Source organism: Phenylobacterium sp. (assembly GCF_025351295.1).
GTDB lineage: Bacteria > Pseudomonadota > Alphaproteobacteria > Caulobacterales > Caulobacteraceae > Phenylobacterium.
Genome location: NZ_JANXWD010000136.1, coordinates 1 through 14,854 on the forward strand (window position 1 = coordinate 1; position 14,854 = coordinate 14,854).

Annotated in this window: 14 protein-coding genes; 9 read left to right on the top strand and 5 right to left on the bottom strand. The window is 71.5% G+C overall.

The window, feature by feature from the left end:
- Both Q0R13_RS18810 and Q0R13_RS18815 read right to left on the bottom strand, forming a co-directional pair.
- A partial coding sequence (locus Q0R13_RS18810; protein WP_293906832.1) for a helix-turn-helix domain-containing protein occupies window positions 1-270 on the bottom strand: 270 nt, incomplete at its 3' end.
- A 211-nt stretch (window positions 271-481) separates the two neighbouring features.
- Window positions 482-628 (bottom strand): hypothetical protein, encoded by a 147-nt coding sequence (locus tag Q0R13_RS18815; RefSeq protein WP_293906834.1) that lies wholly within the window; start codon window positions 626-628, stop codon window positions 482-484.
- A gap of 186 nt (window positions 629-814) precedes the next feature.
- Between Q0R13_RS18815 and Q0R13_RS18820 the strand changes: the two genes are divergently transcribed.
- The gene (locus Q0R13_RS18820) at window positions 815-1,546 is read left to right on the top strand and encodes a hypothetical protein (RefSeq protein ID WP_293906836.1); all 732 of its coding nucleotides are present in this window, start codon (window positions 815-817) and stop codon (window positions 1,544-1,546) included.
- Between the two features lies 1 nt (window position 1,547).
- Here Q0R13_RS18820 and Q0R13_RS18825 read toward each other — a convergent pair whose 3' ends face one another.
- Window positions 1,548-3,383 carry an NAD(P)/FAD-dependent oxidoreductase gene (locus Q0R13_RS18825; protein ID WP_293906838.1) on the bottom strand — a complete coding sequence of 612 codons (1,836 nt, stop codon included), beginning with the start codon at window positions 3,381-3,383 and terminating at the stop codon, window positions 1,548-1,550.
- Between the two features lie 171 nt (window positions 3,384-3,554).
- On the opposite strand from Q0R13_RS18825, the gene Q0R13_RS18830 reads away from it, so the two are divergent.
- Both Q0R13_RS18830 and Q0R13_RS18835 read left to right on the top strand, forming a co-directional pair.
- The gene (locus Q0R13_RS18830) at window positions 3,555-3,929 is read left to right on the top strand and encodes a hypothetical protein (RefSeq protein ID WP_293906839.1); all 375 of its coding nucleotides are present in this window, start codon (window positions 3,555-3,557) and stop codon (window positions 3,927-3,929) included.
- A gap of 164 nt (window positions 3,930-4,093) precedes the next feature.
- Complete coding sequence (locus Q0R13_RS18835; protein WP_293906841.1) at window positions 4,094-4,792, top strand: PEPxxWA-CTERM sorting domain-containing protein; 699 nt, start codon at window positions 4,094-4,096, stop codon at window positions 4,790-4,792.
- A 387-nt stretch (window positions 4,793-5,179) separates the two neighbouring features.
- On the opposite strand, the gene Q0R13_RS18840 is transcribed toward Q0R13_RS18835, so the two are convergent.
- Complete coding sequence (locus tag Q0R13_RS18840; RefSeq protein ID WP_293906843.1) at window positions 5,180-6,916, bottom strand: adenylate/guanylate cyclase domain-containing protein; 1,737 nt, start codon at window positions 6,914-6,916, stop codon at window positions 5,180-5,182.
- Between the two features lie 243 nt (window positions 6,917-7,159).
- On the opposite strand from Q0R13_RS18840, the gene Q0R13_RS18845 reads away from it, so the two are divergent.
- The 3 genes from Q0R13_RS18845 (at window position 7,160) to Q0R13_RS18855 (ending at window position 9,902) form a co-directional block, all read left to right on the top strand.
- On the top strand, window positions 7,160-8,092 hold the full coding sequence (locus Q0R13_RS18845; protein ID WP_293906845.1) for a DUF808 domain-containing protein: 933 nt from the start codon (window positions 7,160-7,162) through the stop codon (window positions 8,090-8,092).
- Window positions 8,093-8,188: 96 nt separating this feature from the next.
- Window positions 8,189-9,421 (top strand): glycosyltransferase, encoded by a 1,233-nt coding sequence (locus tag Q0R13_RS18850; protein WP_293906847.1) that lies wholly within the window; start codon window positions 8,189-8,191, stop codon window positions 9,419-9,421.
- 94 nt (window positions 9,422-9,515) lie between these two features.
- Window positions 9,516-9,902, top strand: a complete 387-nt coding sequence (locus Q0R13_RS18855; RefSeq protein WP_293906849.1) for a cytochrome c — start codon at window positions 9,516-9,518, stop codon at window positions 9,900-9,902.
- 6 nt (window positions 9,903-9,908) lie between these two features.
- Here the strand turns inward: Q0R13_RS18855 and Q0R13_RS18860 are convergent, their stop codons facing one another.
- Window positions 9,909-10,268, bottom strand: coding sequence for a hypothetical protein (locus Q0R13_RS18860; protein WP_293906852.1), 360 nt, complete (start codon window positions 10,266-10,268; stop codon window positions 9,909-9,911).
- A gap of 163 nt (window positions 10,269-10,431) precedes the next feature.
- On the opposite strand from Q0R13_RS18860, the gene Q0R13_RS18865 reads away from it, so the two are divergent.
- The 3 genes from Q0R13_RS18865 (at window position 10,432) to Q0R13_RS18875 (ending at window position 14,593) form a co-directional block, all read left to right on the top strand.
- Window positions 10,432-11,376 carry a hypothetical protein gene (locus tag Q0R13_RS18865; protein WP_293906854.1) on the top strand — a complete coding sequence of 315 codons (945 nt, stop codon included), beginning with the start codon at window positions 10,432-10,434 and terminating at the stop codon, window positions 11,374-11,376.
- A 57-nt stretch (window positions 11,377-11,433) separates the two neighbouring features.
- A complete protein-coding gene (locus Q0R13_RS18870) occupies window positions 11,434-12,372 on the top strand; it encodes a hypothetical protein (protein ID WP_293906856.1) in 939 nt (312 codons plus the stop codon).
- A gap of 100 nt (window positions 12,373-12,472) precedes the next feature.
- Window positions 12,473-14,593 (top strand): toll/interleukin-1 receptor domain-containing protein, encoded by a 2,121-nt coding sequence (locus tag Q0R13_RS18875; protein WP_293906858.1) that lies wholly within the window; start codon window positions 12,473-12,475, stop codon window positions 14,591-14,593.
- Window positions 14,594-14,854 lie beyond the last annotated feature (261 nt).

The following is a 14,854-nucleotide window of genomic DNA, read 5'->3' on the forward strand; positions in this document are numbered from 1 at the left end:
CTGGCGGCGCGCCTCCCTCAGGTCCCCGGCCCTGGCCGCCACCCCCCGCGCATCGGCCATCTCCTGGGCTTCCAGCTTCGGCGGCCGACCGCGCTGCGAGCGCAGCGCCAACGCTCCGCCCACGCGCCAGGCGTCCCGCCATCGGTAGATGATCGTGCGCTTGACGCCCACCTCCAGCGCCAGCGCGCTGCCGCTCTCGCCCGCCTCCAGCCGCTCAATCACCGCCAGCTTGAACTCGCGGCTCAAACTTCTCCGCTTCTCCTGGGACATCGGTTCTCCTAGATCGAGAACTGTCCCCTATTTCCGTGTCTCTGTCCGGGCGTTCACTCCACGAGGAGTCGTAGGCCGGGAACAGGGTGCTCCAGTACTCGCCGTCATCGGCAACCTGGACGACCTTGAAATCGATCAGCCGGGCCCACGCGTCGACGGCGGAGACGAACGCGGCGCGCTGCCCGGAATCGAGCACGCCGTAGACCGCATTTTACGGCTCGTCCGTCGGGCCGTAGGAGCCGGGCGACCAGACGCTGCTGAGGGTGGGGATGCTGAAGGTGACGCTCGTGCCCGACCACCGCTCATGGTCCGTGTACTGCAGCCCGGCATAGATCTCGGCGAATGTGATCGTACTCATGACCCACCCCCCTGAGTTCTACGCACTGACGAACACGTTATGCGATAGCGCCGCGCCGGCGAACGGCAAATTTGGGCGGGCCTGGCGCGGCGACGGGCTGGTGTCGGGCCAGGTGCGCGTTGTAGGTTTCGCCAGGGGTGTGCGTCGGGGGACGGGTCCGCCGCGGCACGGATATCGTGGGGCGTCATGCTGCAGATCGAACTCTCCGCGCTGGGGGGGCCGGAGTTGAGGCGACTTCTTGAGGTCGCCCGCGGCCGCAAGCAGCACGTCCTGGAGGCGAAGCTGGTCGCCGAGCTGGCGTTACGGCCAACGCGGGCGCCGCAGTGGGCGCCGGGCCGGCTGCAGTTCGAGCGCGACCCGCTGCCCGAGGATGAGCCCGCGCTCCTGCTGTCGACTCCGCTCAGGCGGCGGCCGGGCCCGGCGATGGGCCTGCTGGCGGCCGGCGCGGCGATGGTGGCCATCGGCCTGGGCTGGGGCCTCAGCCTGCCGGAGATCGGCGGGACCGGCGCCGCGGCCGACGTCGCCCCGGCCCGCATGATGGTGGCGCGCGCCGCGCCGATCCTGGCGCCGCCACCGAAGGACGAAGCCAGCGCCGTCGTCACGACCCCGTTCGCGGCGACCCCGTTCGCGGCGACCCCATTCGCGGCGACCAGGGCCGCCAATCCCTGCCTGGCGCTGCCCACGGCCGTGGAGCGGCTGGTCTGCGGCTATCCCAGCATCGCCGCCAAGGACCGCCAGCTGATCGCCGCCTACGACCGGGCCGCGCAGGCGGTCGCCGATCCCACCACGCTGGAACGGACCCAGACCGCCTGGCGCCGCGCGCACGCCAACGTTTCGGATCGCGACCTCCTGGCCGGCGCCTACGACGACCGGATCCGGGACCTGGAGATCGCGGCCCAGGCCCGGTCGGCGAAGTAGCTCAGCCGACCGCCAGGCCGTCCAGCTTGCCGTCCTCGCGCCAGGCCCGGGCCAGGGCGAAGAAGGCGTCGGAGCCGGGGCCATAGAGGCCGTCGAAGAGACCGGCGCCCTCACCGGCCTTGCCCTCGCCGTTGTAGTAGCCGGGCGTGCAGGCCTGCCGGAAGGCCAGGCTGTCGAGCGCATTGCGCTTGATGGTGTCGCCCCATTCGGCCTCGGCCTCGGAGGTCGGCTCCACCACCTGGGCCTGGCGCAGCCCCGCCTGGCGCACGACCTCGGCCACGTGGCGCGCCTGTTCCTCCAGCATGTGCGGGAAGTTCGGCGTCAGCGTGTTCTGGGTGATCCCCAGGTGGAAGCAGTTGGGGAAACCGTGGCTGTAGAACCCGTGCAGGGTCTTCAGGCCCGAAGCCCAGTGGTCGGTCAGGGTGCGGCCGTCCTTGCCATGGACCTCGAAGCCGGCGCGCCGGGTGTAGGCGGTGCCGACCTCGAAGCCGGTGGCGAAGATGATGCAGTCGACCGGATATTCGACGCCGTCGAATACCAGCCCGGTCTCGGTCACCCGATCCACGCCACGGCCCAGGGTATCCACCAGGGTCACGTTCGGCCGGTTGAAGGTCGGCAGGTAGTCGTCGTTGAAGGTCGGCCGTTTGCAGAACTGGCGATACCAGGGCTTCAGCTGCTCGGCGGTGGCCGGGTCCTGGACCAGGGCGTCCACCCTCGCCCGGACCTGGTTCATCTTGCGGAAGTCGCTGAGCTCCATCTCGCGGCCCAGTTCCTCGGGCGTGAGACTGCCGCCGGCCTTCGCCCGGGCGACGACGGCGGCGCCCAGGTTGCGGATGATGTCGGTCCAGCCGTCGCTGACCAGGTCCTCGTCCTGCTGACCGCCGGCCACCAGGGTGTTGAAATTCTCCATCCGCCGCTTCTGCCAGCCCGGCGTCAGGGTCTTCACCCATTCCGGATCGGTGGGCCGGTTGCCGCGTACGTCGACCGAGGAGGGCGTGCGCTGGAACACATAGAGCTGCCTGGCGTGCCGCCCCAGGTGCGGCACGCACTGGATCGCCGTCGCGCCGGTGCCGATGATCGCCACGCGCTTGTCGGCCAGTTTGTCCAGGCCGCCTTCGGACGAGCCGCCCGTATAGGCATAGTCCCAGCGGCTGGTGTGGAAGCTGTGGCCCCTGAAGGTCTCGATCCCCGGGATACCCGGCAGCTTCGGCCGGTTCAGCGGCCCGCTGGAGGTCACCACATAGCGCGCCTTCATGCGGTCGTTGCGGTTGGTGGTGATCAGCCAGCGCTTTTCGTCCTCCAGCCAGCGCATCTCCTCGATCTCGGTCTGGAAGCAGGCGGCGCCATAGAGGTCGAAGGTCTCGCCGATCCGGCGCGCATGGGCGCGGATTTCGGCGGCGAAGCTGTACTTCTCTTTGGGGATGAAGCCGGTCTCTTCCAGCAGCGGCAGGTAGATATAGCTCTCGATATCGCACTGGGCGCCGGGATAGCGGTTCCAGTACCAGGTGCCGCCGAAGTCGCCGCCCTTCTCCAGGATACGGATATCCTTCACCCCAGCCTCGCGCAGCCGGGCGCCGGCCAGCAGGCCGCCGAACCCGCCGCCCACGATCAGCACGTCGACCTCGTCGGTCAGCGGCGCGCGGGTGAAGCCCGGGTCGACATAGGGGTCGTCGATGTAGTGGCGGAAGTCCTGGGCGACCTCGACATACTGCGCATTGGCGTCGGGCCGCAGCCGCCGGTCCCGCTCGGCCCGGTACCGGGCGCGCAGGGCATCCGGGTCGAAGTCCAGGGCCGGCGCGGCGGCGGCCCTGGCGCGGTCCGAAGTGTCGAGGCTCATGGCGCCCTCCCGGCGTTTGCTGGCCTGAGCAGAGCCCAGGAGCCGGGACAACTCAAGTCATATGAACAACGATCACTTGTGTTGTGACACCGACCGCAAGGGCCGGCGCGTTGACCGGCCCGCCGAAACCGCAGAGCGTGCGCCATCATCCGCCGCCTGGGGGCTTGCAGAATGGCGACACTCGGAACGGCCGTCCTGCTGGTGGCGGTCGCAACCGCGGTCTCGCCCGCGCGGTCGGTGTCGCGGCCCGAACGGCGCGAGGCCGCCGCGGTGCAGGCGACGGCGACCCCGGCGCACACCACTTTCAAGTGCCAGGACGGGGGCAACCTGACCGCCCAGTTCGCCACCCGCGACGCCCGCTTTGTGGCCATCGTCGACGCCGGCGACGGCCCCCACGCCCTGCCCGTCGAAGCCTGGACCGGCGGGCCGGCCAAGCTCACCTGGACCGACGGCCGCCGCACCCTGACCTGGAGTCCCGGCGTCCAGATCATGTGGATGGACGGGGTCTCGCACCGGATGTGCGGTCGCGGCGAGCACCAGCACTGAGCGGGGAGCCGCCCAACCTGCCGGCCCGGTCAGCGCGGAGGCGTGATCCCGCGAATTCCCCTTGAGGGGGAAGGGACTTGCTCGCCCGCAGGCGGCGCCCCTATCGTTAATCCGACACGTATCCATGCGGCCCGCACAGCTGCACTAGTGCGCCGGGGAACTGTATGCATTTGTATCTTAGACTGAATTTTCACGCCCTGATTCTGGGCGTGGCCGCCGCTGGCGTCATCGCGATGGCGTCGCCCGCCACCGCGGCCGTCGTGCAGTACAACTCCGAGGCGGCGTTCGACGCCGCCGCATCGGGCCTCACGACCTTCGGGTTCACATCGCTGAGCGGGACGCCGCCGGGCTTCGACGTCGAGTCGAATCCGGTGACGTTCAACGGCTTCACGTTCAAGAACGACGTGACCCCGGCCAATGTGGCCGATGGCGGATCGCCGATCATCTTCGTGATCGATTCCGCCGCGACCATGAACTACGGCAAGGACTTCCTGGCGTTCCAGAACACGGACGTCGGGATGTCAGGCAGCATCGCCAGCGCGGGCGTTACCGCGTTCGGGTTCAACTTCGGGTCTTATGTGAACATCGGATCCCTGGCGACCCTGACGCTCAGCACCGGCGACAGCTTCGTGATCACGCCGACCGACACGGCGCAGTTCATCGGATTCCTGTCCGATGCGCCGATCACCAGCGTCAGCTTCGCCTACCCGGGCAGCTACTCGTTCGACATCATCAGCGTGTCGTCGAACCTGGCCCCTGCGGCCGGCGGCGTGCCCGAGCCGGCGTCCTGGGCTCTGATGATCCTTGGTTTCGGCGGTGTGGGCAGCCTGATCCGCCGTCGCCGCGGCCTCTCCATCGCCTAGACCCGTAGAAACCGGAACGGCGCGCCACCGCAAGGTGACGCGCCGCCCTAGGTTGCGTGTCGTGTTTGCCTTCGGTCGCCGCTATCGAGGGACGGGAGAGCGCGGCGGCCGTCGGTGATGACAATATGTGGGGTCCGCGCTGAACCGCGGATGAACCGATGCTGGGTCAGCCCCGGTCGATCCTCACCCCTCGCCCGTCATCCCCGGCCTTGTGCCGGAGATCCATCGTCCCGCCGGCCCAGTCGCGGGAGCAGGCCGCGCCGCGCGGCCTGCCGCACGGAATCGCGCAAGCTGAGGCATGGATCCCCGGCACACGGCCGGGGATGACGAGCAACGGGAGTGAGGACTCTCGGGACTTCGAGTCATTGCGCCTCCGAGACCAGACACCTACGCCGCCTTCAGGTGGTACAGCGGGTAGATCCCGTACCCCTTCGGCAGTTCCACCTTGCCCACATAGTTGCAGACGAAGCTGTGTCCCGGCTCCATTTCCAGGATCGCGGCGAAGGGTTCGGTGACATAGACGCTGCCGGGCGGGGTGACCGGCTCGATGCGCGCGGCCCGGGCGACCTCCGAGCCGTAGTAGGTGGTCCGCCCGGTAACCGGGTCGAGGCCGGAATAGGTCGGCCCATAGTGCAGGGCGATACGCATGGTGGCGCCGCCGCGCAGGCCCAGCGCCCCGGCGTCCACCTCCTTGAAGCACTCGCACAGTTCGAGCGCCGCCTTGGTCCCCGAGAGCACGTCGGCGAACACCACATAGAGCGCGTCGCCCCAGGTGTTGCTGTGCAGGATGTTGTCGCCGTGGGCCCTCAGCGTCTGGGCGGCGCGGCCCATCACCTCGCGCCAGAAGATCGGCAGCACCCGCTCCTCCAGCCGCGCATAGCCGGGGAAGTCGGTGAACATCAGGCCATGGGTATGACGGATGGCCTCGGGCTCGGCCGGGGCCTGCGGCCGGGGCGGCCGTTCGAGCGGCTCGGTCTCGATCACCACCGAGCGGCCGCCGGTCTCGCGCCACGACCGGATGTCGGAGCGGGTCACCGTGCCGCTCCCGGCGGCTTCCTCGGCGATCGCCAGTTGCACGGCGTCGCCGTTCAGATGCCGCGCCCGCAGCCGCGCCATGCCCATGGCGACCTTGGACGCATAGGCGAACTGACCCTGGCCGCCGACGTGGCTCATGTTGCTGGCCAGCGTCAGCGAGGCCGCGGCCTTGCGGCAGGCGGTGTAGCGGGCCAGCCACCCCTCGCCCGCCGGGGTGACCGACTGCTTGATGAAATCGGGCTCGGTGACCGGCAGCACCACATGCAGCTCCACGCCGTGGGCCAGCAGTTGCTCGGCGATCACGATGTCGGCGCCGGCCGCCAGCGAGCCATAGGCGAAGCCGACCTGCTCGGTCTCGATCGCCGCCCGGATACTGGCCCCCAGCCGCCGCTCCAGGTCCACCCCGCCGGTGAAGATGTGGCCGCAGTAGGTCGCCACCCGCGGCGGGCGGATCTGCGCCAGCAGCGCCTCCACCTGCGCGCCGCCGCCCAGGCTGCGGGCCAGCCGCTGCAGCTGCAACACCGTGGTCGAGCGCTTGCCCGCATCGGCGTCGGGCGCCGCCATCGCGGCGCCCAGCGCGGTCGCGGCGCCGGCCATGTCGCCCAGCACCAACAGAGCCTCGGCGAGCGTCGCCCACCCATAGTAGCCGGGGTCGATCTCGGCCTGGGTCCGGCGGACGGTGACGCGGGCGAGCAGCTGGGCCAGCGCCTTGCGCCCGGCGATCCACGCCAGGGTCGCGGCGTTGATGGCCGGATAGGCGTCGCGGGTGCGCCGGTACACCGAGGTATAGAGTTTGCAGGCCTCGAGCAGGATCGGCACGCTCGGCTCGCCGGCCCCGAAGCCCTTGTCCTTCAGCAGCCGCGCCTTCAGGGCCAGGGCGTCGACGTCCTCCCGCTGGCCCAGGCCATAGACATCGTAGAGCTGCAGCGCGCGATCGGTGTCGCCCAGCCGGGCCAGGATGAGCACCTTGAGGTAGTCGAGTGTCGGGCTCTCGGCGTCGGCCCGGCGCTGCGCCAGGTCGTAGGCCGCCAGCAGATCGCCCCGGGCCAGCGCCGCGCTCGCGCCGGCGACCGCCTCTTGCTCTGACATCGGCCCTCCGTGCACCCAACGCCGCGACGCCGACACCCGACGAACGCCAACAGCCCCGGCCGCTCGCCTCGCATACTGACCGTCGTTTGACCAGCGGGCTATGGCAAAGCTGGGGGTTGTGGAGCGCCAGGCCGACACGCCATGGCCGCACGCGGCCTCGCCGCCCTTTACCGACCTGGCCAGGGGCCGTACGCAGACCGCTCCTGGGCCCTGCGCGGCCGGTCGAAGACGAGACGCCGCCCGATGTCGTTCGGACTGGTCGCCCTGCTGGACGACGTCGCCGGCATCGCCAAGCTGGCAGCCGCATCCCTGGACGACATCGCAGGCGCCGCCGGCAAGGCGGGGGTGAAGGCCGCCGGCGTGGTGGTGGACGACACGGCCGTCACCCCGGGCTACGCCATGGGCTTCACGCCCGACCGCGAGCTGCCGATCGTGTTCAAGATCGCCATGGGCAGTCTGCGGAACAAGTTCCTGTTCCTGCTGCCGGGCGCGCTGCTGCTGAGCGCCTTCGCGGCCTGGGCAATCACGCCGATCCTGATGCTGGGCGGCGCGTACCTGGCCTACGAGGCCACAGAGAAGATCCTGGAAGCCTTGCACGGCGAGGACACCGGCGACGCGCCCGAGGAGCTGGCCCTGAGCTCGGCGGAGCTGGAGACGGTGAAGGTGGCGGGCGCCGTGCGGACCGACCTGATCCTGTCGGCCGAGATCATGGCCATCGCGCTGGGCAGCGTGGAGACCCAGCCGCTGGCGCTGCAGGCCGCCGCCCTGGCGGTGGTGGGCTTCGCCCTGACGGTCGGCGTCTATGGCGTGGTCGGCCTGATCGTGAAGATGGACGACATCGGCCTGAACCTCGCGCGGCGCGGCTCGCGGGTCCTGCAGGCGGTGGGCGCCGGGCTGGTGCGCGGCATGCCGATCGTGATGGACGCCCTCACCCAGGTCGGAACCGCCGCCATGCTGTGGGTCGGTGGCGGCATCCTGGTGCACGGCCTGGAGCACTTCGGCCTGACGCCCATGCCCGGCTGGCTGAACGCCGCCTCGGCCTGGGCCGGCCAGGCGCCGGGCGTGGGCGGCCTCGCGGCCTGGGCGGTGTTCGCCGCGGGCTCGGCCGTGGTCGGGCTGGTGGTGGGCGGGGCGATCGCCGGGGCGCTGCATGTACTGCCGCGCCGGGGGCATTGAGCCGGCCGCCGCCCTGAGGCTGTTTCCCGACCGTGGCGTCGTTCCAGTGGGGTGAACGGCCCGGGGAAACCCGGACCGGCAGCGTGTTGGAGCGGGATGTATTCCAGGACGATCGGCCTTGCGGCGCGCGCCGAAGGTGACTCCGGCCCCTCGGTGGGCCTTGTGCTTCACGACTTCTCGACCGGCGGCACGGAGCGGGTCGCGATCCGGCTGGCCAACCAGTGGGCCGCCATGGGCCGGCGGGTGACCCTCATCTGCGGCTCGGCCGAAGGGCCGCAGCGCGCGCTGGTGAGCCCGCAGGTCACGGTGCTGGAGCCGCGGCCCGCCATTCCGCGCGGCCCCGGGTCGCGGCGGCGGCTGGGCCAGGCGGTGGCCGACGCCTTCGCCGCCTCGGCCCCGGACGTGCTGTTCGTACCCGGCAACTTCCACTGGCCGACGATCGCCCCGTTCCTCGCGCGGTTCGGGCCCAAGGCGCCGCCGGTGGTGGCCCAGATCAGCTCGCCGCTGCGCCGGCTGGACCGCGGGCCGCTGCGCCAGGCGCTGTTCGACGCCCGGCTGCGCAGGACCATGCGCCATGTGGCCGCCGCCGTGGCGCTGTCGGACGAGGGGGCGCGAGAGGCTGATGGGGTCCTGGGCCGGCGGATCACGACCGTCCTGCCGCTGCCGGCCCTGGCCGCCGGCCTGCCGCCGCCGTGCCCGCTGCCGCCGGGGGGCCAGACCATCCTCGCGGCCGGGCGGCTGGCGCCGCAGAAGGACTTCGACCTGGCCCTTCGGGCCTTCGCCCTGTTGCCGCAGCGGACCGCCCGGCTGGTGATCCTGGGCGAAGGCCCGCTGCGGGCCGAGCTGGCGCGGACGGCGCGGCGGCTCGGGGTGGCGGACCGGGTCGAGATGCCGGGCTTCGTGCCGGACATCCGGCCCTGGCTGGACCGGGCGCGGGTGTTTCTGCTGTCGTCGCGCTGGGAAGGCTATGGCGCCGTGGTGATCGAGGCCCTGGCGGCCGGGCGGCCGGTGGTCAGCACCGACTGCACGCCGGCGACCCACGAGTTGATCGCCCGGACCGGCTGCGGGGCGGTCACGCCGGTGGGCGACGCCCAGGCGCTGGCGAACGCGCTCGGCGCCGAGCTCGCCGCCCCGGCCCCCGATGTGGCGGCGCTGGCGGCGGCGGTGGACGGCTACCGGATCGAGGCGATCGCGCAAGCCTATCTGGCGGTGTTCGACCGGGTCGCGACGGCGCCGGCCGGCGAAGGCCTGGCGCGGCTGATGGCGCTGGGCACCCGCCCGCGGCTGGCGGTCCGCAGCCCCGAGCCGGTCCCGCTGATCCCGGCCTGACAACGTCCGCCAGCGGGTTGACCGAGGTCAAGGCGATCCCCCGCTGGGGGCCCATGGTGGCCGCCTCAATACGGCGCACTGCGGAGACTGGACCATGAAGGTCGCGACACCCCTGGCCGGCGCCCTCGCCCTGGCCGCCGCCCTCCTAGCCGGCCCGGCCGCGGCGACGCTGCCGGAACCGACGCCGGCCGAGTCCATCGCGCTGGGCCGGGCGCTGGCGGCGCGCAACTGCGGCATGTGCCACGCCATCGGCAAGACCGGACTCAGCGCCAATCCCCAGGCGCCGCCGTTCCGCCAGCTGAACCGGCGGATGGACATCGACAAGCTGGGCGCGGGGTTGGCGCAGGGCATCCTGACCGGCCATCCGGCCATGCCCGAGTTCCGCTTCGAGCCCAATGAGGTGGTCGCCATCGTCCGCTACCTGAAGGCTGTCCAGGCGCGCACCCATGTCGAGCTCGCCCCGGCCCGCGCCGCCGACTGATCCGCCTTAGCGGTCGTAACGATCGTAGCGATCGTAACGCCAGTCGCGATGGTCGTGTTGGTGATGGCGCCACTGGTGGTCGCGGCGGTTGTCGTGGCGGTCCCACTGGTCGGGACGGCCGTCGTGGTCGCGGTCCTGGTTCCATTCCGCGCGATCCGGGATGCCGTCCCGGTCGCTGTCGCGGGCGCGGTCGTAGCCATAGCCGTAGCCGTAGACATCGCCGCCGCGGTTGTAGCCGTCGTCGTAGCCGCCGCGCTGGGTCTGATAGCCGTAGGGCTGGGCCTGATAGCCATAGGGTTGGGCCATCGCGGCGCCGGCGGCGAAGGTCGCGGCGGCGGCGGCCAGGCCAAGGATGATCTTCTTCATGACGTTCTCCTCTGAAGGACTGAGCGCCAAGGTAGGGCGGCGGGCCTGAACGGCCTGGGGACGGTGTGTTCAGGAGGCATTCACCGCGAAATGGAGGGCCGGCCAGCGCGCGGGGCTGGCGCCCGGAGCGACGCCGGGCACTATCGCGCGCCAGGGGGTGAGCATGATCGGCAGGCGGCAGATGCTGGTGGCGCTGGCGGCGGGTTGGGCCGGCATGGCTCACGCGCGACCGGGCGATCGACCCGCGGCCCGCGCCCTCGACGGGCTGTGGACCCATTCGGCCTACACCGAGCTCGAGCGGCCGAAGGAGCTCAGTCATCTGGTGCTGACGCCGGCCGAGGCCGAGGCCTATGAGGCGCCGCGCCGGGCCCTGAACGGCATGCCGCCGTCGAAGCCTGGGGACGTAGGCCAGGCGGAGTCGGAATTCACCGAGCGGGGCGACCGGCTGGCGCGGATTCGCGGCGAGATCCGTTCGTCCTGGATCATCGACCCGCCCGATGGGCGCATTCCCTACACCGCCGCCGCCATCGCCAGCCTCGGCCTGGACAAGCCGCCGGTGGAGCGGTTCGACAACCCGGAAGACCGGTCGAATAACGAGCGCTGTCTGGCCTCCTTCGCCGCCGGAGCGCCGATGCTGCCGGGGCCGGACACCAACTACTTCAAGTTCGTGCAGACGCCTGACACCCTGGCGATCCTTTCGGAGAAGTACCACGACGTGCGCATCGTGCGGCTGACGGCCGGGTCGCGGCCCAGGAACCTGCCGCCGTCGTGGATGGGGGATTCGGTCGGCCGTTGGGAGGGCGACACCCTGGTGGTGGAGACCGAGGGCCTGCGGCCCGGCGTGACCGGCCGCGGCCAGCGGCTGTTCGAGTCTGGGGCGACCCGGGTCATCGAGCGGCTGACCCGCACCGGCCCGGCCGAGATCCTGTACGCTTTCCGGGTGGAGGACGCCGACCTGTTCACCCGTCCCTGGCGGGGCGAGCTGGTGTTCCGGCCGGCACAGGGGCAGCTGTTCGAATACGCCTGCCACGAGGGGAACTACGCCGTGGCCTCGGTCCTGTCGGCGGCGCGGCAGGCGGACGCCGCGGCGGCGGCCGGGCGGCCCTGATCCGCCGTTGACCGGCGCCGCGAAACGGGTACCGCTGGTCGCCGCAGGGGTGTGTTGATGATCGACAGACGGATGGTGCTTGCGACGGTCGGCGCGTGGTTCGCCGCGGGTGGCGCGGCGCGCGCGGGCCCGGCGCCGCACGACCTGAGCGGCGTCTGGACCAACGCCTGGTACACCAGCCTGGAGCGGCGCAAGGCGTTCAAGGCCCTGGTGGTCACGCCGGCCGAGGCCGCGGCCTACGAGGCGCCGCGCCGGGCCCTGCACGGGGAGGTGGCCAGCAAGGAGGACGTGCTCGGCCAGAACGAGTCGGAGTTCCCGGATCAGGGTCCGGGCCTGGCCCGCATCCGAGGCGAGATCCGATCGTCCTGGATCGTCGATCCGCCCGACGGACAGATCCCCTGGACCGCGGCGGCGCGCGTGCGGCTGCACCTCGACAAGGAGCCGGCGGACGACTTCGACAATGTGGAGGCTCGCGACACCGACGAGCGCTGCCTGACCGGCACCGGCGACAGCGCCCCGATCGTCAACACCCACGACGCCAATGTGATCGAGATCGTGCAGACCCGCGATCACGTAGCGATCTATACCGAGAAGAACCACGCCGTGCGGATCGTGCGGCTGGGCGTCGCCGGCCCCGCGACGCATGAGCCGGCGGAGTGGCCGGGCGCCTCGGTGGGGCGCTGGGAAGGCCGCACCCTGGTGGTGGAGACCACGCACCGCCGCCCGGGCCTAACCCGGATCAGCGACGAGCTCAGCCTGTCGGACCGCAGCCGCGTGGTCGAGCAGTTCACCCGCACCGGCGCGACCGAGATCACCTACCTGTTCCAGGTGGAGGACCCGACGCTGTTCACCCGCGCCTGGCGCGGCGAGATGGTATTCCGTCCGGCCGAGGGGCCGATCTACGAATACGCCTGCCACGAAGGCAACTACTCCCTGCCCAGCATCCTGTCCGCGGCCCGGCAGGCGGACGTCGCGGCGGCGAAGGGCACGCGATAGGGTCTGGCTGGCGTCTGGCGACACGCGGACTCCTCCCCTCGACAAACCGCGCTATGGTGACGGCTCGGGCGGCCGGCGCCGCCGGAGGGGCGCCGGGAGGATGTCAGAGCGAGCGCACAAGTACTGGGCGTTCCTCAGCTACAGCCACGCCGACGTGCGCTGGACGCAGTGGCTGCATCGGCACCTGGAGGGCTACACCGTCCCCTCCCGGCTGGTGGGACAGGCCTCGCCGCACGGGCCGACACCCAAACACCTGCGACCGGTGTTCCGCGACCGGGAGGAGCTGAGCGCGGCCACCGATCTGGGCGACCGGCTGCACGCGGCGCTGCAGGAGTCCGCCTGTCTGGTGGTGATCTGCTCGCGGCGCTCGGCGCGCTCGCCTTGGGTGGAAGAGGAGATCCGCTACTTCAAGAGCCGGCACGGGGAGGACCGGGTCCTGGCGGTGATCGTGGATGGCGAACCCTACGCATCCAACACCCCCGAGTCCGCCGACCAGGAGTGCTTCCCCCGGGCGCTGCGCTTCCAGCTGGAGCCGGACGGCACGGTCGGGACGACCCCCACCGAGCCGATCGCGGCGGACCTGCGCAAGGTCGGCGACGGACGTCGGCTGGCGCTGCTCAAGCTGATCTCGGGAATCCTGCACGTCGACCTGGACCACCTTGTCCAGCGCGACGCGCGCCGGCGCCAGCGGCAGATGATCGCCATCACCGCGGCCTCGGTGATGCTGACGGCGGTGTTCGCCGCGCTGTCGGTCACCGCGCTGCGGGAGCGGGACGAGGCGGTGGCCCAGCGCGCCCAGGCGGAGGGGCTCGTCGAGTTCATGATCGGCGACCTGCGCAAGAAGCTGGAGCCGGCCGGGCGGCTGGACGCCCTGGACGCCGTGGGCCAGCGCGCCCTGGCCTACTACGACGCCCAGAAGACCCACGGGGTGGAGGCCACGGCGCTGGGCCGGCGGGCGCGGGTGCTGCACATGCTGGGCGAGATGCGCGACCGGCGGGGCGATCCGGCGGCGGCGCTGGCCCGCTTCCAGGAGGCCTCGCGCACCACCGCCGAGCTGCTGCGGCAGCGGCCGGACGACCCGGAGCGCATCTTCGACCACGCCCAGAGCGTGTTCTGGGTGGGCTACATCGCCCTGGGGCGCGGACAGGACGGCGTCGCGCGCGACGCGTTCGAGAGCTATCGGCGGCTGGCCGACCGCCTGGTGCAGATCGACCCCGGCAAGGAGAGCTGGCAGGCCGAGGTCGCCTATGCGAACCAGGACCTGGGTTCGCTGCAGCTGGACGCCGGCCAGCCGGACGAGGCCGCGGCGTCGTTCCAGCGAGCGCTGGCCATCAACGCGGCGCTGGCGCGCAAGGCGCCCGCCGACGCCTCGCGCCAGACCGACCTGGCGCAGATGTACGCCTGGGTAGCCGCCGCCGAAGGGCTGCGCGGACATGTCGATGCGGCGCTGACGTCCCGCGCCGAGGAGGCCCGGATCATCGGCGGCCTGATCGCCGCCTCGCCGAGCGACACCGGCTCCATCGCGGCGCTGTGCGTCAACCGCGTGGCCAGCGCGCGCCTGCTGCTGGCCAGCGGACAGCGCGCGCGGGCGATGCCGCTGATGCTGATGGCCAAGGCTGACAGTGACCGGCTGGTGGCGGCTGAGCCGGACGACAACATCTACCGCCGCGCCTCGGCCGTCACCCAGCTGCTGCTGGCCCAGACGGCGCTGGAGTCCGGCGACCTCGGTGTCGCTCAGGGCTATGCCACGCGCGCCCTGGACCTGGTGCGCGCGATGGCCAGCAAGGACACCTCCCTGTTCACCCAGGAGCTGGGCGTGGCCGAGACCCTCAGCCTTAAGATCGCCGCCCAGCGGGCGGACTCGGCGGCCGGGCTGGAGGCCAGCCTCAGACCGGCCCTGGCCACGGCCACGCGGCTGCGAGCGCTGTCGGACGCCCGGCCCGACAATGTGGTGCTGGCCCGGATCGCGGCCGAGGCGGCCGTGCTGGCCGGGGACCATGAGGGCCTGCGCGACGCGGGTCAGGCCCGGGCCTGGTGGGCGCAGGCGGCGAAGCTGCTCGCGCGTGCATCGGCGTCGCGGCTGTCCCTGGATCGCGCACCGCAGCTGGTGCGGCAGGTCGAATACAGACTTCGCAACGCCAGGGCCCCGGCGGGACTGCTAGCCGCGCCAGGAGAGGCCGTGACTTCACGCAGCCGCGAGCTGGTCGACTACAGGTGGTGAAGTCGCGGTCCGAATATTCGGACCGCGCCGGCGCCTGCTTTGTCAGCCGAGTCCTGAGTCTTCTGAGAGTTGATTTTGGCTCCCGTTCGGGGAATCCGGTTGCGCCAGCTGAAATCATCGGCGTACCTCTGCGATCAAGGCAAATGGGGGCTCGCGATGTCCAGGAATTTCCGCGTCTTGGAGGCGCTCGCAGTCGTCGCGGCGGCCGTCGCGCCGCTGCTGGCCGGCCAGGCCCAGGCCAGCACCCTCTACACCCTTCGG